Origin of the sequence: Sphingorhabdus sp. EL138 (assembly GCF_945862485.1) — a bacterium.
Lineage (GTDB): Bacteria > Pseudomonadota > Alphaproteobacteria > Sphingomonadales > Sphingomonadaceae > Sphingorhabdus_B.
Genome location: NZ_CAMAYF010000013.1, coordinates 1 through 20,738 on the forward strand (window position 1 = coordinate 1; position 20,738 = coordinate 20,738).

Below are 20,738 nucleotides of genomic sequence, written 5' to 3' on the forward strand. Positions count from 1 at the left end.
ATACAACAAAAACGGTGCTGAGTTTCGCTTATTTTTCCAAAACCATATTGATTTATTGAGAAAAAATGGTGCCGCTTATAGGATTCGAACCTACGACCCCTTCATTACGAATGAAGTGCTCTACCAACTGAGCTAAAGCGGCAATGGCGCTTCCATTAGCGGGAATGCGCCCGATTTCCCAGCCTTTTTTTGACCCACCTACATCTTCAATCGTCGATGGCGCCGCTCTGTAATTGAGCAATATTCATCTCGGCAGTGAGATGCTTGGCATAGAACCGATCTATCATCTCGACAGAGGTTCGTGCGCTGCGGGCAATTGTAAGCAGATCAATGCCTTCTCCATGTATCATGCGGAACATGATACATGTATGCCTCAAGCTATAGAGCGTCCTTGCATCACCGTTTGGACCTGTTTTTAACCCAGCGACCTTAAGCACTTGATCAAACTGCCGTGTGATATCCCGCAATGCATAATCACGGTTCAACTGCTGTGGACAAAACAGATAGTCATCTGGCTTCCCAAAGCCTTCTGCCTTTTGACGCTCCAATAACTTATCATACACCTCAACCGCTCGTTTGAGCGTCACTACTGGGCTTCCATGACCCTTTGTCGGTGGATGAGTCAGACGCAGATAAGTGTCCTTGCCGCGAATAATCGCAACATGCTTATGCTGAAGTACCTTAATGTCAGTTGGACGAATGAACGCGTTCGTCATGAAGATGATGAGATCATACACATCTTGTGTAATCTCGACATTGCGCAGGAACTTTCCAGCCTTTGTATCTACCCGTATTTTCGTGCCAATGCGTGACCTACAGACGGAATGAAGCGTACTATACTCTTTGCTGTTGAACCAAGGACGGGCTGTGTCAGTCGTTTTGAGACGCGGGAACGCTGGAAGCCCAGTTATCACTCCAACTCGCTGAGCGTACTTTAATATCGTCTTGATATGCGACAGATGTATCTTGAGGGTGTTGATCGTAAGCGGACGATCTGGAGTACTGAGCTTGTTGATGTAATCGCTGATGACGCTGTAATCTATGTCCGCAATCTCATACTTTCCAAAGTGCGGTAGCAAGTCAGCTTCCAGTCGCCCTGCGTCATAACTAATCTTCTGCTTTGATAATTCACCACGCTTGAACCGTGCATCATTCTCTTTGGCAAGACCACGAGCGCAAACTTCAAAGCCACTCGTTTTTGTGAACGGCAGATTGTTCATCTTGCGATGCTTGAGATCCACAAAGACCTTCTTGGCAGCTTTGATCGCTTCCTTTTTGTCAGCAACCTTCAAACTACGACGAACGATTTTTCCGTCCTCATAATAGCGCGCATACCAGAATGGAGACGCTGCCATTCTGTAAATCGTGAGCGTACCGAACCCCGTCACCTTCTGTAGCGAACTTGGGATTGGCTGCGTGCGGTCACGCATTGTCGGGTCAACACGACTTTGGCTAGCGTTTACAATGCCTTTGCTCATGAAATTGTTGTATAGTAAAAACTATACAACAGCAAGCGTGTCTAAATCACTGTAAGTACTGCATTTCTGGGAAAAATAGGGTGTTCGCCAACACATTACGAATGCGATGCTCTACCAACTGAGCTAAGGCGGCATATGGCGCTTCGGCCGAGGCTCGCATAGCCAACAGCGCCGGTGAGTTCAAGTGGCCTTTGTGCGGGGCGGGGTTAATCGCCCGAAAGCACCCAGCCGACGCTGATCTGCTTGGCGGCCAATGGAACGTCAAGCCGCGCCTCGCTAAAATCGACCTTTGCGCCGGGCGCAAGCGTGCTTGCCTTTGCTTTCATTTTCCAACTGTAAACCGGTCTGCCACTGGCATCCTTTAGCGTTACCAACATGTCGGGCACATTTTGCTGCACCCCGGTCGGGTTCACTATGCTGCCGCTGGCGATAAAATAAGGTGTGCCGTCTTCACGCTGGTTCAGTTCCAGATTTTCGTTAAGTACGATTGTCAGGTCGGGTTCGTCTGTTGTGCTGGAAAAACCGATATTTGGCATACCAAAATAGGAAATAGCCGTGCCAGTGAAGGTGACCGTCAGCGCGAAGATGATAGCAACCAAAGTCCATATTTTCGCAGGGCTGCGGCGTTGATTGAACGGTGGTTCATGCGCAAAACGGCTTTGCTTTGGTTCTGTTTCGGCCCATTTACCTGCACTTAACGACGGGTCGACATATACAGGGGCCGGATCAGGCGTGGCCGCACGCTCGGGCGCAAATCGAGGGAAATCGGGCTGCGCGTCATCCGTATCCGTGTCTGCAACCCTGAATCGTGGAGCGGGGGCTGGGGCGCTTTCTGCCGGCTCTGCACCTGCTGGTGGCATTTGTGCGGGAGCAGCAGCCTCTGGCAGGGCGACAGTGGGCGCCGGATCGCTCGGTTCGGCGGGGGCGGGGATGGAGGGTGTTGGCGCCGTCGGGGGAGCCGCCGCTTCTTGAAACCATGCATGCTTGCAATTGGCGCAGCGTACTTGGCGGCCATCAACACCAACGGCATTGTCAGGAACATTGTAACGTGTGCGGCAGGAAGGGCAAACAAGCAGCATGGAAAAGACTAAACAGCAGCATCTTGTGACTTGCAACCCTGCTGGTGAAAAATGCTGTGGACGACGCGTTTTCGGTTGATGACTCGACCAGGAATAGCCCTTAACCCGTCCTGCCTTTATGCCATTTATCGCTGCGATGTTGCACATATAGGCGTTTGACAGGCTGGGACTTCAACCAAATCGCAGCCTTGCAATATCGGTATCGGGCTGGGTCACCCGTGCGCGCATTCCGCTTGCTGTGAAGACGCTTGCTATGCTTAAATCGTGCTTCACGGTGGTTACTGTGTTAAAGAAGAATTTATGATCAGTCGCTCTATCGCTTTCCTATTGTTAATTTGGATGCTGGGTTTTGCCTGGTTTGCATTGCTGTTGCCGCAGCCAGCGTCCATCACGCCAACCGATTGCGTTGTCGTGCTGACAGGTGGCGCCGACAGAATTGATCGCGGCCTTGAAATATTGGAATCGGGCAAGTCCAAAAAATTGCTGATTTCGGGTGTAGACCGCGATGTGAAGCCGCCTGAGCTTGAGGCACAATACCCAAAATCTGCCAAATATTTCGAATGCTGCATTGCGCTGGGTTTCCAATCGGTAGACACGCGCTCCAATGCGTTAGAAACGGCGGCATGGGCAAAGCGGAACAATATGCGCAGCATTCGACTTGTTACGCATGATTGGCACATGCGCCGCGCACGCTTTGAATTGGACCGGGCCTTGCCCAATGGTATCACCGTCACCAATGACGCAGTGTCGACACAACCGTCGCTTGGCGGCTTGTTCAAAGAATATAATAAATATTGGTTGCGCGCTGTCGCGTCGCTTCTTGGGCTTTAAGCCATGATGGCAGTCATCCGGTCTGCTGTGTACATCGTGATATTTTACACCATATCGGTGTTTTTTGTCGTGACCGCATTCTTGGCACAATGGTTCTCCATCCCGCTGATGCAGTGGGCCGTGCGTGGCTGGTCGCGCTGGCAATATACCTGCTACCGCCGGATATTGGGCATCAACATCAAGATTGAGGGCGCATTGCCGCAAAAGCCCGTTCTCTATGCTATCAAGCATGAAAGCATGTTTGAAACCATCGACATGCCTCGCATGTTTCGCAAACCCGCGGTGGTGACGAAAAAAGAGCTATTCGACATTCCCTTTTGGGGCCCAGCCGCACGGGCCTATGGCATGATCCCTGTTGACCGCAATGGTGGCGCGGCGGCGCTGCGGGCCATGCTGGTTCTCGCCAAAAAAATGATCGCCGACGGACGACCAATTGTGATCTTCCCCGAAGGTACCCGCGTTGCCCCCGGCCACCGGCCGCCATTGCAGTCGGGCTTTGCGGGACTGTATAAGCTTATCAACCTACCCGTTGTGCCCATTGCGGTGGACAGCGGCACGTTAAGCCCGCGCAAAGCGGGTATCTGGAAATCAGGGACGATTACCTACAAGGTGGGGGAAGAACTTCCCACGGGCCTACCGCGCGCGGAAATTGAGGCGCGCGTGCATGCGGCCATTAACGCGTTGAACGTGTGACGGCTTAATGCTTGCGTCCGAAATCGGGCGCGTCATCATCCTGGCCCTGTTCAACAATCGACCGCCGGATATTGCGGGTGCGGGCAAATAACGCCTCAAGCTCATCGCCTTTATCGTACCGGATCGCGCGTTGCAGGGCGCTTAAATCTTCCGAAAAACGCTGAAGCATTTCAAGGACAGCGTCCTTGTTGGACAAAAACACATCGCGCCACATCACGGGGTCGGACGCGGCGATACGCGTAAAATCCCGGAAACCACCGGCGGAATATTTGATGACCTCGCTTTGTGTCACGCCTTCCAAATCATCAGCTGTGCCAACGATGGTGTAGGCGATCAAATGCGGCAAATGGCTAGTGACGGCAAGGACCATGTCATGATGGCGGGCATCCATAATCTCAACATCGGCGCCAAGCTGCTGCCAAAAAATGCGCAGCCGCTCAATAGCGGCCTCGGGCGCATTTTCGGGCGGCGTTAATATGCACCAGCGGCCCTTGAACAAGGTCGAGAAACCCGCATCGGGACCGCTTTTTTCGGTGCCCGCTACCGGATGGGCGGGAATGATGATTGCGTTCGGCAGCACCGCGCCGAGCGCCTCTGCCACGCTTTGCTTGCAGGAACCGACATCGCTGACAATCACATCGGCAGGCAGGTCGGCGGCAAATTCCGCAGCCACCGCGCCCATCGCGCCAACGGGCACGCACAATATGACAAGGTCAGCGTCCAGCACCGCCGCGCCCGAGGTGTCCGTCACATCGTCGCAGATACCCAGCGCAACCGCGCGTTCACGCACAGCCGGGTCCGCGTCATGCCCGGTGATCCGCACCGCGGGCATCTGCGCCCGGACCGCGCGCGCGACCGATGAGCCAATGAGACCCAGGCCAATGATTGTCAGGCGCGCAAAGGGTAACATTACGCGTTCGCGTCCAGGATATGGCGCAAGGCCGACATAATGCCGCGATTTTCCTCTTCGGTACCGATGGTGACGCGCAGGCCGTTGCCAAGCCCCTGCCCCGGCAACCAGCGCACGATATAGCCTTCGGCCATGAGTGCGTTAAACGCTGTCTCTGCGCTGCATGCACCTTCAAACAAGACCATCAAAAAGTTGGCCCAGGAGGGAATGACCTGCAATCCATGGTTGGATAACGCAGCAAATTCTGCGGCCATCCAGTCGCGCCATTCGGCATTATGCTGACGGCTACGCATCACGAAATCTGTGTCCGCAAGCGCAGCGATAGCCGCTGCCTGTCCCGCGGCTGTCACATTGAACGGCGCACGCACGCGGTTGAGCGTCGCGATAAGGCCAGCATGGCCATAGCACCAACCAATGCGTTCTGCCGCGAGGCCGTAAATTTTAGAGAAAGTCCGGGTGATCAGGACATTGTCGTGGCGGCGCGCCAGTTCCATTGCGGCGGGACCGTCATCTTCAAGATATTCGCCATACGCTTGGTCCAGCACGAGCACACAATTGCTCGGCAAGCCCGCATGCAGCCGCACAATTTCGCTGTCGTCGGTATATGTGCCCGTCGGATTATTGGGGTTCGCCACAAAGACCACGCGCGTTTTGTCGGTCACCAGCGCCAGCAGGGCATCGACATCGGTGCCATAATCCTTGTCCGGCGCGACAATCACATTGGCCGCCGCTTTGCGGGCCGCAATGTCATAGACCGAGAAACCATAGCGGACATAAATGATATCATCGCCTGCGCCTGCATAGCCCATGGCAATGAGGTTCAGCAGTTCATCCGAACCCGTGCCGCAGACGATTTGGTCGCTATCAATCTCATAGGCCGCGCCCAATGCTTCGCGCAAAGCACTGCAGCCCGGGTCAGGATAGCGGGCCAAAGAAGCGCTTTTGTTCACCAGTGCCGCCGACGCGTCAGCACTGCACCCCAAAGGGTTTTCATTCGCTGATAATTTAATCAGCACGCGGCCATCGTCCGACTTTGCTTTGCCGGGGGTGTAGGCGCTGATCGCTTCAATCCATGGTTTGGCTATGGGTGTGTTCATGCCCGCGGCCATAGCGGCGGCAGCGCCGAAGCGCAACGTGTCGCCAACGCACTAGGGTCAGGACCACTTAAATATTTAAGTGGTCCTGACCCTAACACTTCTTTTGCGAGTTTCTGTTGTTTCGCACGAAACCGCTGATATGGCGGTCAGCATGCAGAATGATACGCGTTTCGGTCTGGATAGAAAGACACAGTTGCTTGGGCCAGTTCAGCTCGACAGCGGTGTAGAGTTTGCGCCTGTCGACTTTGCCTATGAAACTTATGGTACATTGAACGCCGACAAATCCAACGCCATCCTGATTTGCCACGCGCTGACCGGTGACCAATATGTGGCATCAAACCATCCCGTTACGGGCAAAGCAGGCTGGTGGACGCGGATGGTTGGTCCCGGCAAGCCCATCGACCCCGCGCGCCATTGCATCATCAGCATAAATGTTTTGGGCAGCTGCATGGGGTCATCTGGCCCTGCCAGCATCGATCCGGCAACGGCCGCGCCTTATGCGATGGGTTTTCCCGTTATCACTATCGCCGACATGGTCCGTGCGCAGGCGCTTTTGCTGAACCATCTGGGCATCGAAACATTGGAGGCCGTGGTCGGCGGGTCGATGGGCGGGATGCAGGCATTAAGCTGGGCGGCCTTATATCAAGAACGCGTCCGTTCGGCGGTCATCATTGCATCGACGGCGCGGCATTCGGCACAGAACATCGCCTTTCACGAGGTTGGGCGTCAGGCAATTATGGCGGACCCGCGCTGGAACAATGGCGCTTATTATGGGCATGAAGCGCCCGCTGCTGGGCTTGCCGTGGCCCGCATGGCGGCGCACATCACCTATTTGTCGGAAGCCGGCCTGACCGAGAAATTCGGTCGTCGTTTGCAAAATCGCGATGCCAAAAGCTTTGGCTTTGATGCTGATTTTCAGGTCGAAAGCTATTTGCGCCATCAGGGCCTTAGCTTCGTCGATCGCTTTGATGCCAACAGCTATCTCTACATTACCCGCGCGATGGATTATTTCGATCTGGCCGAGCCGCATGACGGCGTGCTTGCCAAGGCCTTTGCCGGCACTAAAACGCGTTTCTGCCTCATCAGTTTTGACAGCGACTGGTTATATCCAACAGCGGAATCGCGGCGTATTGTGCATGCCCTGAACGCCGCTGGCGCGGCGGCGAGTTTTGTTGAACTATCGAGTCCCTTTGGCCATGACGCATTTTTGTTGGAAGCGCCCGAAATGAACCGCATCGTCGACGGCTTTTTGCGTGCAGGTGAAAGCCGGTGACAGCGCTGCGCTCCGACCTTGCGATTATCGCCCGCGAAGTGCGCGCAAACGCACGTATCTTGGATGTCGGCTGCGGCGATGGCCTGTTGATGGCGGCCTTGCGCGACAGCAAAGATGCCGATGCGCGCGGGTTGGAGCTGGATGCCCGCGACGTTGCGACTGCGGTCGCGCGCGGCCTATCGGTGGTTCAGGGCGATGCGGATACCGACTTGGCCGATTATCCCGATGGTAGCTTTGACTATGCGATTTTAAGCCAGACGCTGCAGACCACCAAAAGGCCCGATCTGGTCTTGGACCATCTTGTGCGGATCGGGCGGCAAGCCTTTGTCTCCTTCCCCAATTTTGCGCAATGGCGCATGCGTTTGGCCCATATGTTTGGCGGACGCATGCCCGTGACGGAGCAGCTTCCCCACCGTTGGTATGACACGCCCAACATCCACCATGTGACCATTGACGATTTTCGCAGTTTTCTGGCCGAGCGCGATATTCGCATAGAAGGCCAATGGTTTTTGTCGGGTGATAAGCCGCGCAATGAACGCCTCGCTAATCTGTTGGCGGAACATGCTGTGTTCCTGCTGCGGCGCGATTAGGCCGCGGCGAAACCATAATGCCTGTTGCGCCTGCCTACACGCTTTGCTAGGGGCCGCCTCCTACCTGTCTAGGCGCGTGCGGCCATGGCGGAATTGGTAGACGCGCAACGTTGAGGTCGTTGTGGGCGAAAGCCCGTGGAAGTTCGAGTCTTCTTGGCCGCACCATTTTTCAATCTGTCGATCGTAGGCAAAGATATTGCCTCAAGGCGTTGATCGCCAAATGTTACCTTCGGCTTATCCTAAATGGATTAGTCTGCTGCGCGCAGCAGCTTTGTTATTTCGGCATCATCCCATTCAACGCCGCCCGTAAGCCGCCAAACCTCTTTGCCTGCGCTGTCGTACAAAATGGTCGTGGGTAGCCCGAGGCTGTTGTTGAACGCGGCCAAAATCGAGTTGTCAGCGTCGGTATAAGGCTCCAGATTCTGGACCTTAGTCTCGTTGAAAAAGGCCAAGACAGGCGCGCGGCCATCAAGGTCTTGGGATACTGCGATGACCGCTATCCGATCCTTTTCCAGCTTTGCCAGCGCGTCCAGCGTCGGCATTTCGGCCCTACATGGTGGACACCACGTCGCCCAAATATTCAGCAACAATGGCTTGCCTTCAAAATCTGCCAAAGTCACATCCTGCCCGTCGGCGTCCGCAAAGGGCGCAGTCGGCGCCATTTGCCCAGCGAATTTGTAACTCAGCATCGCGCGGGCGCCATTTGCACTTTCCAGCATGATATCGGCCTTGCCCGCGATATCAGAGTTTTCAGCAGATGCGGGTTGCGCTTGCCCCTGGGGTAGGGTTTCTTTATCGCACCCGGTTAACACCAGAAGGATTAGGGCAATTACAAAGCGCATGTCGAATTCCAATAGCATGTGGGGCGGCCGGTTCGGCGAAGGCCCCGGCGCAATTATGCGCGAGATAAATGCCTCCATCCCATTCGACAAGCGTCTTTGGCAAGAGGATATAGCGGGCAGCAAAGCGCATGCCGATAACTTGGCCGCGAACGGCATCATTTCGGATGCGGACAATGCCGCTATCCAAAAGGGGCTCGACGCAGTCCACGCCGAATATCAAGCCAATGGCGTGCCCGTTGATCTCACGCTTGAAGATATTCACATGGTCACAGAAACGCGCCTGCGGGAGCTGATCGGCGAACCTGCTGCGCGCCTGCACACCGCCCGATCCCGCAATGATCAGGTGGCGACCGATTTCCGTCTGTGGGTGCGCAATGCCACTCTGGAGATTGATGCGGGCCTACGCGCGTTCCAATTAGCGCTCGTCGCCCGCGCCGATGAACATGTCGGCAGCATCATGCCCGGCTTCACGCATTTGCAAGTGGCGCAGCCCGTGACACTGGGTCATCATTTGATGGCTTATTATGAAATGGCAAAACGCGACCGCAGCCGCTTTGCCGATTGTCGCAGCCGCCTGAATCATTCGCCTTTGGGAGCTGCCGCCTTGGCGGGCACATCCTTCCCCATTGATCGCGCCGCCACCGCCGCTGCGCTTGGCTTTGACGGCCCGATGGGCAACAGCCTGGACGCCGTATCCGACCGTGACTTCGCTTTGGAGTTCCTGACGGCAGCGGCGCAAACCGCCTTGCATCTGTCGCGTCTGGCCGAAGAGATGATCTTATGGGCATCGCAGCCCTTTGGCTTCATCGCCTTGCCCGATGCGTGGTCAACGGGCAGCTCGATCATGCCGCAAAAGCGCAACCCTGACGCGGCCGAGCTGGTGCGTGGCCATGCCGGGCGGATTATGGGTTGTATGAATAGCCTGATGATCACCATGAAGGGTCTGCCCTTGGCCTATTCCAAAGATATGCAGGACGACAAACCTCCGGTGTTTGAAGCGTATGACCTGCTCGCTTTATCAATTGCGGCGATGACGGGCATGGTTGCCAATGTGACGTTCAACACCCCGCGCATGCGCGAAGTCGCAGATACCGGATTTTCTACGGCAACCGATTTGGCAGACTGGCTGGTGCGCGCATTTGCCATGCCCTTTCGTGATGCGCATCATGTGACCGGAAGCGTCGTGAAGGCGTGCGAGGCGCGCGGCATGGGCCTGTCGGAGATTACCGCTGACGACCTTGCCGCGATCAACCCCATGCTCGCAGGCTGTACTTTGCCGGACCTGTCGATTGATGGTTCTGTCGCCAGCCGCACCAGCGCGGGCGGCACCGCGCCCGTGCGCGTGAAAGAAGCGATAGCGGCTGCAAAAAAGGAACTTGAGGCATGACATTGCAACGCGTCCTGTTGGTGTTCGGTATCGCATTAACGACCACCGCGTGCGGCTTGGTTGGCGACCTTGAACCGCGTTCGGGCAATGCCATGCCGCCGCAGGCCTATGGCCAGACAGCCGAGCAAAGCGCGGGCGGGTTAACGACACCATCGGTGCAGGCGCGGCCCGGGCGTACCGATGAATTGCTGAAACGTTCAGAACGGCGAGAGGATGATCCCTTTGACATCGCACCGGGGGAGCAGCCCAAGCCTTTAAACCCCGAAGCGCAAACGCCACCTTCCAAAACTGATCCTGAATAGAACCCAATGAACCATTTTCACCTTATCGATGGCGTGTTGCACGCCGAAAACGTGCCGTTGGCCGACATTGCGGACGCCGTTGGTACGCCCGTCTATGTCTATTCACGGGCCACATTCGAACGACATGCGCAGGTATTTCGGGCTGCTTTGTCAGGACTGGATAATCCGCATTTGGCCTTTGCGGTAAAGTCGAACCCGAACCTTGCCGTCTTGAAAGTTCTGGCGCGGCAGGGCTATGGCGCCGATGTCGTCTCAGGCGGCGAAATGGACCGCGCGCTGGCCGCCGGCATGGCAGCCGAAGATATTGTCTTTTCCGGCGTTGGTAAAACTGCCGAAGAAATGACCCGCGCCTTGAAGGTGGGCATTGGCCAGTTCAACATTGAATCCGAAGAAGAAGGGCAAGAGCTGGCAGCGCTAGCCGCGGCGCTCGGCCTAACCGCGCAGGCCGTATTGCGTATCAACCCCGATGTGGACGCAGGCACACATGGCAAGATTTCAACGGGCAAGGCGGACAATAAATTCGGCGTCGGCATTGACCGCGCACCGGGCATTTACGCACGGCTAAGCACTTTACCGCATCTGCACATGCGCGGTGTCGCGCTGCATATCGGCAGTCAGTTGACGAGCCTTGAGCCGCTTGAAACCGCTTTCCAAAAGGTGGGCGTGCTGTTGCAAGAATTGCGCGGCGCAGGCCATGAGGTCACGCATGTCGACTTGGGCGGCGGCCTTGGCGTGCGCTACCGTGACGGTGACAATCCGCCGGAGCCTGCCGCATATGGCGCTATGGTTGCGCGCGTGACCAAGGATTGGGGCGTGCGGTTAATGTTCGAACCCGGCCGCGTGATCGCGGGCAATGCGGGCGTCTTGCTGACGCGGGTCATTCGCGTGAAGCCCGGCGCCGGTAATGCGCCATTCGTTATCGTTGACGCTGCGATGAACGACCTCGCCCGCCCTGCGCTCTATGATGCATGGCATGATTTTGAGGCGGTCGCACCCAATGGGCAAAAGATGATGGCCAATATTGTGGGCCCGGTATGCGAAACCGGCGACACCTTCGCCATGGGCCGCGAGATTGATCCGGTTGTCGCCAATGACCTTGCCATTTTCCGGACCGCCGGCGCTTATGGTGCGACGATGGCAAGCACATATAATAGCCGTGGATTGGTGCCCGAAGTCCTCGTCGATGACGACAAATTCGCGGTCGTCGCAGAACGCATTGCACCCGAGACGATATTGGCGGCGGAGCATGTGCCCGACTGGCTGAAATAGGAACGCGCTTTGGACCAGCTACCGATTTTTGTGAATTTGAAAGGCCGGAATGTCATATTGGTCGGTGCAGGCGAAATGGCGGATGCCAAACGGCGGCTGATCGAACGCGCGGGCGGTATATCTGTGGATGCGGGTGATACCGACGCTCGGATTGCTTTTGTCGCCATCGCCGAAGAAGACGAAGCCTGCGCTGCTGCCGATGATTTGAAAGCGCGCGGTTTGCTCGTCAATGTCGTGGATAGGCCTGAAATATGCGATTTCAACACGCCAGCGATTGTCGACCGGACACCCGTTTTGGTGGCGGTCGGCACCGGCGGCGCGTCGGCGGGCATGGCAAAGGCCATTCGCCAACGCATCGAGACCTTTTTGCCCGAAACCTTAGGCCCGCTGGCCAACGCGATATCTGGCGCGCGCGACAAAATCCGCGCACGCTGGCCCGAGGGACCACAGCGCCGCCGTGCATTGGATCAAGGATTTGCCGCAGGTGGCCTGCTCGACCCGTTTGGCCATCACGCGCCCGACACTGTCGCGCATTGGTTGAAAGTCGCCGACGAACCCAAAAGCGACCGCATCATTGAAATCACGTTACTTTCGGATAATCCCGATGACCTGACCTTGCGGACCGCGCGTTTATTGGGTGAAGCAGACCATATTTTCCATGACGCCAATGTGCCAGCGGCTATCCTCAACCGTGCCCGCGCTGACGCGGTACGCCACGCAAGCCCGCCACCTTCACCCGCGCCCGCGGGCCTGTCCTTGTTCCTACGGTTGCCGTCCACGCAGGGATAGGGCATGAGGTTGGCTTGAACAGTAGCAAGGTCGTCCATTTGTCCGCTTTTCCATCCAAAATCTGTTTCTACGGCTGCGGCAATATGGGCGGCGCGATGCTGCGCGGTTGGCTGGCTGCGGGCGTGTCGCCGGACATTTTCCATGTGGTTGACCCTGTCGCCACAAATCTGCCCGCGGGCGTTGCGATTTCACGGTCGCCGCAAGAGGTGCCGCAGCGGTTCGATGTACTGATATTAGGTATAAAGCCCCAGCTTCTATCATCGCTCGCCGCCGACATTGCGCCATTGATTGCCCCCGGCGCATTGGTGATTTCTATACTCGCGGGCACCACAACGCATACTTTGTCGGAAGCCTCTCCTAATGCGCGGATCGTCCGGCTGATGCCCAATTTGGCGGCCGCTATTGGTAAGTCCCCCTTGGGCGTGTTTGCGCCCAATGAAACGGCATTGGCCAAGACGGACATTGCCGCGTGGCTCACGCCATTGGGGACAGTCATCTGGATCGACGATGAAGCGCATATGGATGCGGTCACGGCGCTGGCGGGGTCAGGCCCTGCCTTTATCTACCGCGTCATTGATGCGCTGACCAAAGGCGGGGAGGCAACGGGACTGCCACCAGCGGTTGCCGCGCAACTGGCTATATCCATGACTGAAGGCGCCGCGATTTTGGCCGCAACGTCGCCCGAAACACCGGAGGCACTCGCCGCGCGCGTCACCAGCCCGGGCGGCACAACCGCCGCTGGCCTTGCGGTGCTGGACGCAGATACGGCTTTAGATAGATTGATGACGCAGACCCTGCGCGCGGCACGCGACCGGGGGGCGGAATTGGCCAAGGGAGAGGTCAAATGAAATTGAAATTCATATTGGCCCTATCTTGCGCTTTGGCACAGCCAGCCACCGCATCGCCAGCCACCCCGCCATCGACTGCACAGGCCAATATGAATCTGGCCAAAGCGGGACCCATGGACAGTCTGGACCTGTCGCAACTGGCAGACGGCATCAATGATGGCACGTTCAACAGCGAAGCGGTAACCGCCGCTTACCTCACGCGGATTGCTGCCATTGATGACAGCGGGCCGACGCTGAACGCGGTCATCGCCACATTCCCCGACGCGCTCGACCAAGCCCGCGCCATGGACGCCGAATTGCGCGCGGGCCGTTATCGCGGTCCGATGCATGGCATCCCCATTTTGGTGAAGGACAATGTGGAGGTTGCAGGCCCGCTCCCAACGACCGCCGGATCACTGGCACTTGCGGGCAATATCACCAATCGTGATGCGCCCTTCATTGCGCGCTTACGCGCGGCGGGAGCCGTGATTTTAGGCAAAACCAATTTGAGCGAATGGGCCAATATCCGGTCTCGCAGTTCCACCAGCGGCTGGAGCGCGGTGGGCAGCCTAACCAAGAACCCGCATGCGCTTGACCGCAACAGTTGCGGCTCCTCCAGCGGCAGTGGCGCGGCGGCAGCAGCGGCTTTGGCGGCGGGCACGATTGGTACGGAAACTGATGGCTCCATCACTTGTCCCGCTGGCGTCAATGGCGTGGTTGGGTTCAAACCGACCGTCGGCTTGGTCTCGCGCCATTTTGTCATACCGATCAGCCACAGCCAGGATACCGCAGGGCCGATGACGCGCTCAGTGCGTGATGCGGCCATCATGCTCACGGCTATGGCGGGTACAGATCCGCAAGACGCCGCAACCGTAGATGCGGACAAATGGCGCGGCGATTACAGCAACGGTCTATCCATTGACGGCCTGAAAGGGATGCGCATTGGCGTCCTGCGCGCACCCAATGCCGACGCTGTCTTATTCGACGCTGCCATCGCCACATTGAAGACTGGCGGCGCGGAAATCATCCTGCTCGATGCCAGCAAAATTGACCGGCAAAAAATCGGACAAGGTGAATTTAAGGTCTTGCTGACAGAACTTAAAGCGGACCTTGCGTCTTATTTGCAGGGCTTGCCGGACGGTTTAGTCCCGCACAAAACGCTCGCGGACATCATCGCGTTCAACAAGGCGAATGCCGACAAGGAATTGCAGCATTTTGGACAAGACACGTTTGAGGCGGCGGACAAGGAAAAAGGGCTGGATGACCCAGCTTATCTGGAGGCGCTCGCAACGTCACGCGGGCTTGCGACCGATGCGCTGAACCAGATATTTGCCAGCAACAAGGTCGATATCATCATCGCGCAGACCAACGGTTCTGCCTGGGTGTCGACATTGGGCAAGGGTGATGCCTTTTCCGGGCCAAGCGCCAGCCAATTGCCCGCCGTTGCCGGCTTTCCGCATTTGACCGTGCCCATGGGCCTATCTGGCGGACTGCCGATTGGCCTCAGCTTCATTGGCCCAAAATGGCATGACCATGCTGTTCTGAAAACGGGCTTTGCGTATGAGCAGCTTTCAAAGGCGCGCGTGTCACCAAAATTTCGACCAAATGTAGAGAGCCGTTAAATGACGACCGGAACAACCGACATTGGAACCCTAGCCCCTAATGGTGGCGGCTTTGACCCTGCCTTGGTGAACAAATTGATGGGTAAATTCGGCCATGGTGGATTTCTCAACATGGAATATGTTGGCCATGGCGATGACTGGGTTGAGCTTGCGATTGATTGGCGCGAAGACCTTGTTGCGGACCCCGAAACCGGCATATTGGCTTCCGCGGTGATCATCAGCCTCATGGATAACGCCACCAGCATGTCGATTTGGACCAAGCTGAATGAATTCCGGCCGCAAGCCACGATGGACCTGCGCATCGATTATCTGCGCCCGTCACCATCTGGACAGCGCGTTTATGGCCGGGGCATCTGCTATCATTTAACCAACAGCATCGGCTTCGTGCGCGGATATGCCCATAATGGCAATCCTGACCAGCCATTGGCCCATGCCAGCGGCACGTTCATCAGGACTGGTGGGCAAGCGGCGTGAGTGCATTATATACCGCGTTGCCCCCATATGCACGGGCGCTCGATATGACCGTCGTTGACGAAATTAATGGCGCGCCCGTGATCGGCATGCCCTTTGCCGACCGCGTTCAGGGCCGTCCCGGCCTTCTACATGGTGGCGCGATATCCGGCATGCTCGAAATTGCTGCCATCGCCGCCATTCATCAGGCGCTTAGGGCCAAAGGTAGCGATTCCAATATTAAACAGGTCAATGTCACCGTCGATTTCATGCGCGGTGGCCTAAACCAAATGACGTTTGCCGTTGGCGAAGTGACCCGCCTTGGTCGAACTATGGCCAATGTAGAGGCCCGAGCATGGCAGGAGGACCGGGATAAGCCCATCGCCATGGGCTATATGCATTATTTGATTAAGGCAAAACGCGAAGGTTAGCGCCCTCAAGCTTCGCCATGCGTTTCGATAAGCGCACTGGCGATAGCCTCTTCCGGCGTTTTATCACCCCAGATGATGAATTGAAACACGGGATAGAAACGCTCACATTCGTCAATCGCAACGTCAATGATGGTCTGTGCTTGGTCGACACCCAACAACCCATTGGAGGCCATCAGGCTGCCATGGCGGAACAACAATATGCCATTGGCCGACCACATGTCAAAATGGCCAAGCCATAATTGTTCATTGATCAGACCAAGCGCCGTGTACACACTCGCCCGCTTGTCCGTGGGAACCGTGATGTCCGGCAAAATGATCAGTTGAAGCGCATTATCTTCCTCACGCCAGATCGCGCGCAGCTGATAGCTCGCCCAACTGCCCTTATATTCGGCGGTGATTTCGTCTTCACCATCCAGTTCAAATGACCATCCGCGCGCTTCGAACAAAGCCGCAAGCATGTCTACGGGCGCGGATTCATCGCGCTCGAATTGCTCATATTGTTCGTCTGCGTCGTGCATGATGATCGCGCCTGTCGTGTTGGTTCGAGTCTGCCCCCTGACGGACTCGCACGCAAGGGCCTTGCGGCAACGCGCAACATTAGGCTGTGGGCCCACTGTGGAAAAGTTTAGGCGGAGCGCTTTGCCGACTTGGTCGCTGGCTTCGCCTTGGCCGGGGCGACGCCGCCTTTTGCCTGCAACGCAGCTTCTAAGGCAGCGACCCGCTTACCAAGCGCATCGGCTTCGGCGCGGGCGTTCGCTGCCAATGTTTTGACGGCGTCAAACTCTTCGCGGGACACAAGATCCAGTCCGCCAGCCCATTCGCGTGCACGTTCGCGCATGCTTGCCTCAGCCTCACGGCCCATGCCCGCCACGGTTCCGGCAACGCCGTTCAAAACCTTAGCTAAATCATCAAGAATGCGCTTTTCGCTTTGCATGTCATTCACTCCATTGCGGTCAGGGGATGGACCAACATCACCCTATTTGGGAAGTTACAGCCGGAACGTAAAGGCTTTCCGCGTCAGGATTAAGCTGGTCAATTTGAAAATTCAAAATGGCTGCGAAGCTGATCCACACCAAATAGGGCACCATCAACCACGCCGCAGCCTTGCGCACCCGCGCAAAGGCAAAGGTCGTCGCGATGGCAATACCCAGCATGACGAGGATAATGAAAAAGGCAGCTGTCACCTGATGCGCACCAAAAAATATCGGCGACCAAGTGAGGTTTATCAAGAATTGGGATACAAAGAGGAGAATGGCCTTATTGCGATCCCGCGTCCCGCGCGCGTTCAGTACCATCGCCAATGCCAACCCCATCATAAGATATAAAGTGGGCCAAACGACGCCGAATACCCAACCTGGCGGCTGAATATCGGGCTTAAGCAATGTTTGATACCATGCGTTGTCGGCCGTTGATCCCGACATGGTGCCGGAGAGAAAACCCAGAAACATGATCGTCGGGATCACAAAAAGCGCCCAACGTGCCAAGGACATCCGTGACTGCGTTGGAGGAACAAACTGGTTCATGACGTGGCCCCGATCTGGGTCATCGCGATTCGGAGGAACCGCGTTCGGACTCAACATAAGCATTGCCGCCATATAGAACAAGGCCGCCTACCCGGTGGGATAGACGGCCCGTCAATTGCGTATCAGCGCAAACCGCGCGCTGCAGCCTTTACTTGCGTGTGCCGGTCAAGCCCATCGAACCAAAGGCACCAGCCTTGACTTCGCCGGTCATGGCATCGCCCGACACGGTAGCTGTCGCGTTCAAATGCATCGGCATAGGCACAGTGATGTCCATGCCCCAGCTCAACGTATCACCATCGACAGTGCCGCTGGCGATATCCATGGAACCCAGTCCACCGGACATCTGCCCTGAAAAGCTGCCGCCGTCGCTGTTGACGGTCAGCACCGCTTTTTGATCACCCATGGGGCTTTTGATTGTTACGTCCCAATCACCATCAACTGCTGCCATATCCTTGCTCCTTATTTAGCATTGTTGCTTGCACTGGTGTTAGCAGCTTCCTTCGCCATTTCAATTGGCAATCCTAGTGCTTCCAGCTGCGGTTTCACCTTCGCCGCATCGCCCACAACGAGCCAAGTGACCTTCGAAGGATCCACCTTGACCCGCATGGCGTCATTCAATGCCTGCGCGGTCAGCGCATTATAGCGGCCCGCCAATGTTTCGGCATAATTGAAAGGCCGTTTGTTCAGGCGGTCTGCCTGCATTTGCCCCAGCACCGCCGAAGATTGTTCGAAGTTACCGGGCAGTTTGAGGACATTGCCCTTGATGGTCTTTTCCAGTTCCGCCGCCGTGACCGGCTTGGCGCCGTTAAAGTCCTTCAATTGATCGATTAAGACTTTGACCGATGGCCCGGTCTGGTTGGTCTGCACTGGCGCGAACATGTAAAATGGTACGCGGTCCTCGGCACCATTGATTTGGCTGCGCACGCCATAGGACCAACCCTTGGTTTCACGCAGGTCCATGTTGATACGCGACAGGAAGTCACCGCCGAAAATCTCGTTCGCCGCGCGCAGGGTCAGCAAATCGTCCGATCCCTTTGCATCGAGCACAAGGCCAGCAAGCACCAAGGATTGCGGTGAATTTGGACGGTCGATCAGCAGAATTTTTGATTCAGGTGCTGGCAATGCAACCGCGAAATTCTTCGCCGGCGCGGCGGCTGCTTCAGGCTTCCATTTGCCAAAACGCTGCTCCAGCATGGGCTTGATTTCTTTCAGGCTGGTATCGCCGACAACAAAGATTTCCGCCTTCGATGGGTGCATCCATGACTGATGGAAATTGGCAACATCGGCGCGGCTGATTGTTGCAACGGTTTCTGCATATCCGCTACCAGTCTGTGGTCCACCATATGGATGCGCTGCGCCATACAGCAAGGGCGGCAGGCGGCGCACGGCAATGCCCTGCGGCTGGTTATTCTCCGACTTGATCCGGGTCAGTTGCTGAACGCGGACACGCTCCAGTTCCTTTGTGGCAAAGGCCGGATTTTTGATAACATCCGCAAGCAGATCAAGCGAAAGGCCAAGATTTGGTTTGACCGCACGCAGGCTTGCGACTGTCCGGTCGAGTGATGAACCGACACTGACGTCAGCGCCCAATTTCTCTTCGGTTTCGGCGATTTGGGTCGAGGTCAGCGACGTTGTGCCTTCCATCAGCATGGTCGACATCATGGACGCTATGCCGCGCTTGTCGGCTGCGTCAGCCGCATAGCCCGCATTGAAACTCACCGCGACCCGGACCGTTGGTACCGCAGCGCGGCGCGCGAAGAACACCTTAATGCCATTGCTTAAGGTTGTTTCTTCCACTGTCGGAAAATCGAGCGCAGGCGTGCTTGTCGGTTCAGGGAATTTGCTGCGATCCTGAAAGGCGACGGGTGCCGATACCAATACATCGTCGGCACCTGGAGGCGCATAAAATGCAGGTGCCGTTAACGTGCCTGTGCGGCTACCTGATCCCGCAGCGACTTCTTTATAAGCTTCGCGCTCACCGGGTTCGACGCGAATTTCGAGCACAGGGCGCGTCAGCCATTTCTGCATCGCGGCCTTCACCGTTTCTGGCTTTGCCGAAGCAAGACGCTCCAGTTCCTTTTTGTAGAAGGACGAATCCCCCACATATAGTTCGCCTTCGGCCAAAGCGACGGCTTTGCCGCCAAAGCCACCGACTTGTTCGAGACCATCGATTTGCTGGGCAATGTTGCTTGCGGCAACGCGCTGCACCTCTTCGGCGGTTGGGCCGGTTTTGATATAATCGGCCAAGATTTCATCGAGACGCTTCGCTACCGCATCGGCATCGCCGCCGGGTTTCACATCGGCTTGAATGTTGACCAAGCTGCCATGTACGAACGGAATGAGGTAAGCAGAAACGCCCACAACGCTCTGTTCTTGACGCACCAAAATATTATCGAGACGTGAGCTCGACAGGCCGCCCAGCGCGCTCATCGCAATGAACAGCGAATTGGCATCGGGGTCAGCAAGACCTGGTACAACCCAGTTGCGATAGATACGCGTGGTCGGCACCTTGTCCTTCATGACGATCTTCACGTCTTTTTCGAGCGTTGGCACGGGTGCATTAACAGGCGCAACCTGCTTGCCACGCTTGATGCTTCCGAACCATTTTTCCACCAAAGGCTTTGCTTGCGCCGCATTGATGTCGCCGGCCAAAACCAAAATCGCATTGTTCGGGCCATAATGGTCGATGAACCAGTTTTTCATATCATCGAGCGACGCCGCTGACAGGTCTTCTAAGCTACCAATCGTGCTGTGATGATATGGATGGCCCACGGGGAAAAGCGTCCCTGACTGCGTGTAACTGACCAAACCGAAGGGCTGATTGTCGCCCTGACGCTTTTCGTTCGAAACAACGCCGATCTGGTTATCCAGCTTTTCCTTCGTCACGGCGTTGAGCAAAAAGCCCATACGGTCGCTTTCGAGGAACAAAGCAGATTCAATCGCTGTTGTCGGCACGGTCTGGAAATAATTGGTACGGTCTAACCATGTGGTTCCGTTCAAGTCGGTCGCGCCGATTTTCTTGGTATATTCAAAATAATCGCCCGGCGCATTTTCGCTGCCGTTGAACATGATATGTTCGAACAAATGGGCATAGCCCGTTTTGCCCTTTGGTTCGTTCTTGGATCCGACGCCATACCAGATGGACACGGCCACAATCGGGGCCTTGCGGTCTTCATGCACCAAAACAGTCAGGCCGTTGTCGAGTGTGAATTTTTCATGCGGAATATTGACCGCCTCGACCAATTTCGAAACGGGCGCCGCCGACTGCGCGAAGGCGGGTGTCTGCGCGGCGAGCACCGAGCCCGACATCATAAGGGCGAGGGTTAATTTACGGATCATATTCTG

22 protein-coding genes and 2 tRNA genes are annotated in these 20,738 nt (G+C 56.4%); 13 read left to right on the top strand and 11 right to left on the bottom strand.

The annotated features are described in order from the left end of the window. Window positions 1–66: 66 nt before the first annotated feature. The 3 genes from Q0O33_RS06820 to Q0O33_RS06830 all read right to left on the bottom strand — a co-directional run bounded on the left by Q0O33_RS06820 (window position 67) and on the right by Q0O33_RS06830 (window position 2,557). Window positions 67–142: transfer RNA gene (locus tag Q0O33_RS06820), tRNA-Thr, on the bottom strand. Window positions 143–206: 64 nt separating this feature from the next. Beyond that, window positions 207–1,478: a hypothetical protein gene (locus tag Q0O33_RS06825; RefSeq protein ID WP_295497596.1), complete on the bottom strand. Its 1,272-nt coding sequence runs from the start codon at window positions 1,476–1,478 to the stop codon at window positions 207–209. A 206-nt stretch (window positions 1,479–1,684) separates the two neighbouring features. Further along, entirely contained in the window at window positions 1,685–2,557 is an 873-nt protein-coding gene (locus Q0O33_RS06830) for a zinc-ribbon domain-containing protein (protein ID WP_295497598.1), read from the bottom strand. 300 nt (window positions 2,558–2,857) lie between these two features. Here Q0O33_RS06830 and Q0O33_RS06835 point away from each other — a divergent pair, with 300 nt between their 5' ends. Together Q0O33_RS06835 and Q0O33_RS06840 are read left to right on the top strand one after the other, a co-directional pair. After that, window positions 2,858–3,388 carry a YdcF family protein gene (locus Q0O33_RS06835; RefSeq protein ID WP_295497601.1) on the top strand — a complete coding sequence of 177 codons (531 nt, stop codon included), beginning with the start codon at window positions 2,858–2,860 and terminating at the stop codon, window positions 3,386–3,388. Window positions 3,389–3,391: 3 nt separating this feature from the next. Further along, complete coding sequence (locus tag Q0O33_RS06840; protein WP_295497603.1) at window positions 3,392–4,081, top strand: lysophospholipid acyltransferase family protein; 690 nt, start codon at window positions 3,392–3,394, stop codon at window positions 4,079–4,081. A 4-nt stretch (window positions 4,082–4,085) separates the two neighbouring features. Here Q0O33_RS06840 and Q0O33_RS06845 read toward each other — a convergent pair whose 3' ends face one another. Both Q0O33_RS06845 and hisC read right to left on the bottom strand, forming a co-directional pair. Continuing rightward, a complete protein-coding gene (locus Q0O33_RS06845; protein WP_295497604.1) occupies window positions 4,086–4,991 on the bottom strand; it encodes a prephenate/arogenate dehydrogenase family protein in 906 nt (301 codons plus the stop codon). Next, window positions 4,991–6,088: a histidinol-phosphate transaminase gene (hisC, locus tag Q0O33_RS06850; protein ID WP_295497605.1), complete on the bottom strand. Its 1,098-nt coding sequence runs from the start codon at window positions 6,086–6,088 to the stop codon at window positions 4,991–4,993. The genes Q0O33_RS06845 and hisC overlap by 1 nt, the downstream gene beginning before the upstream one ends. A 139-nt stretch (window positions 6,089–6,227) precedes the next feature. Here hisC and Q0O33_RS06855 point away from each other — a divergent pair, with 139 nt between their 5' ends. The 3 genes from Q0O33_RS06855 (at window position 6,228) to Q0O33_RS06865 (ending at window position 8,116) form a co-directional block, all read left to right on the top strand. Then, a complete protein-coding gene (locus Q0O33_RS06855) occupies window positions 6,228–7,361 on the top strand; it encodes a homoserine O-acetyltransferase (RefSeq protein ID WP_295497606.1) in 1,134 nt (377 codons plus the stop codon). Beyond that, a complete protein-coding gene (gene metW, locus Q0O33_RS06860; protein WP_295497607.1) occupies window positions 7,358–7,951 on the top strand; it encodes a methionine biosynthesis protein MetW in 594 nt (197 codons plus the stop codon). Before Q0O33_RS06855 ends, metW begins: the two co-directional genes overlap by 4 nt. A 78-nt stretch (window positions 7,952–8,029) precedes the next feature. After that, a tRNA-Leu gene (locus Q0O33_RS06865) sits at window positions 8,030–8,116 on the top strand. An 83-nt stretch (window positions 8,117–8,199) separates the two neighbouring features. Here the strand turns inward: Q0O33_RS06865 and Q0O33_RS06870 are convergent. After that, window positions 8,200–8,793, bottom strand: coding sequence for a TlpA family protein disulfide reductase (locus tag Q0O33_RS06870; RefSeq protein WP_295497608.1), 594 nt, complete (start codon window positions 8,791–8,793; stop codon window positions 8,200–8,202). A gap of 16 nt (window positions 8,794–8,809) precedes the next feature. Between Q0O33_RS06870 and argH the strand changes: the two genes are divergently transcribed. From argH to Q0O33_RS06910, 8 genes are read left to right on the top strand one after another with little or no spacing between them, the layout of a single operon-like run. Beyond that, complete coding sequence (gene argH, locus Q0O33_RS06875; RefSeq protein ID WP_295497686.1) at window positions 8,810–10,180, top strand: argininosuccinate lyase; 1,371 nt, start codon at window positions 8,810–8,812, stop codon at window positions 10,178–10,180. Beyond that, complete coding sequence (locus Q0O33_RS06880) at window positions 10,177–10,482, top strand: hypothetical protein (protein ID WP_295497609.1); 306 nt, start codon at window positions 10,177–10,179, stop codon at window positions 10,480–10,482. Before argH ends, Q0O33_RS06880 begins: the two co-directional genes overlap by 4 nt. Window positions 10,483–10,488: 6 nt before the next feature. Next, window positions 10,489–11,751, top strand: coding sequence for a diaminopimelate decarboxylase (gene lysA, locus Q0O33_RS06885; RefSeq protein WP_295497611.1), 1,263 nt, complete (start codon window positions 10,489–10,491; stop codon window positions 11,749–11,751). Window positions 11,752–11,760: 9 nt separating this feature from the next. After that, window positions 11,761–12,540, top strand: coding sequence for an NAD(P)-dependent oxidoreductase (locus Q0O33_RS06890; RefSeq protein WP_295497613.1), 780 nt, complete (start codon window positions 11,761–11,763; stop codon window positions 12,538–12,540). Window positions 12,541–12,554: 14 nt separating this feature from the next. Continuing rightward, window positions 12,555–13,388, top strand: coding sequence for a pyrroline-5-carboxylate reductase (proC, locus tag Q0O33_RS06895; protein ID WP_295497615.1), 834 nt, complete (start codon window positions 12,555–12,557; stop codon window positions 13,386–13,388). Then, window positions 13,385–14,989: an amidase gene (locus Q0O33_RS06900; protein ID WP_295497617.1), complete on the top strand. Its 1,605-nt coding sequence runs from the start codon at window positions 13,385–13,387 to the stop codon at window positions 14,987–14,989. The genes proC and Q0O33_RS06900 overlap by 4 nt, the downstream gene beginning before the upstream one ends. Next, window positions 14,990–15,463 carry a PaaI family thioesterase gene (locus Q0O33_RS06905; protein ID WP_295497619.1) on the top strand — a complete coding sequence of 158 codons (474 nt, stop codon included), beginning with the start codon at window positions 14,990–14,992 and terminating at the stop codon, window positions 15,461–15,463. Continuing rightward, window positions 15,460–15,870, top strand: a complete 411-nt coding sequence (locus tag Q0O33_RS06910) for a PaaI family thioesterase (protein ID WP_295497621.1) — start codon at window positions 15,460–15,462, stop codon at window positions 15,868–15,870. The genes Q0O33_RS06905 and Q0O33_RS06910 overlap by 4 nt, the downstream gene beginning before the upstream one ends. Before the next feature lie 5 nt (window positions 15,871–15,875). Here Q0O33_RS06910 and Q0O33_RS06915 read toward each other — a convergent pair whose 3' ends face one another. The 5 genes from Q0O33_RS06915 to Q0O33_RS06935 all read right to left on the bottom strand — a co-directional run bounded on the left by Q0O33_RS06915 (window position 15,876) and on the right by Q0O33_RS06935 (window position 20,732). Beyond that, entirely contained in the window at window positions 15,876–16,388 is a 513-nt protein-coding gene (locus tag Q0O33_RS06915) for a YbjN domain-containing protein (protein WP_295497623.1), read from the bottom strand. Window positions 16,389–16,495: 107 nt separating this feature from the next. Continuing rightward, window positions 16,496–16,804 carry an accessory factor UbiK family protein gene (locus Q0O33_RS06920; protein ID WP_295497625.1) on the bottom strand — a complete coding sequence of 103 codons (309 nt, stop codon included), beginning with the start codon at window positions 16,802–16,804 and terminating at the stop codon, window positions 16,496–16,498. A gap of 37 nt (window positions 16,805–16,841) precedes the next feature. Next, window positions 16,842–17,393 carry a TspO/MBR family protein gene (locus tag Q0O33_RS06925; RefSeq protein ID WP_295497627.1) on the bottom strand — a complete coding sequence of 184 codons (552 nt, stop codon included), beginning with the start codon at window positions 17,391–17,393 and terminating at the stop codon, window positions 16,842–16,844. Between the two features lie 148 nt (window positions 17,394–17,541). Next, on the bottom strand, window positions 17,542–17,841 hold the full coding sequence (locus Q0O33_RS06930; RefSeq protein WP_295497629.1) for a hypothetical protein: 300 nt from the start codon (window positions 17,839–17,841) through the stop codon (window positions 17,542–17,544). A gap of 11 nt (window positions 17,842–17,852) precedes the next feature. Beyond that, window positions 17,853–20,732 (bottom strand): pitrilysin family protein, encoded by a 2,880-nt coding sequence (locus Q0O33_RS06935; protein ID WP_295497631.1) that lies wholly within the window; start codon window positions 20,730–20,732, stop codon window positions 17,853–17,855. Between the last annotated feature and the right edge of the window lie 6 nt (window positions 20,733–20,738).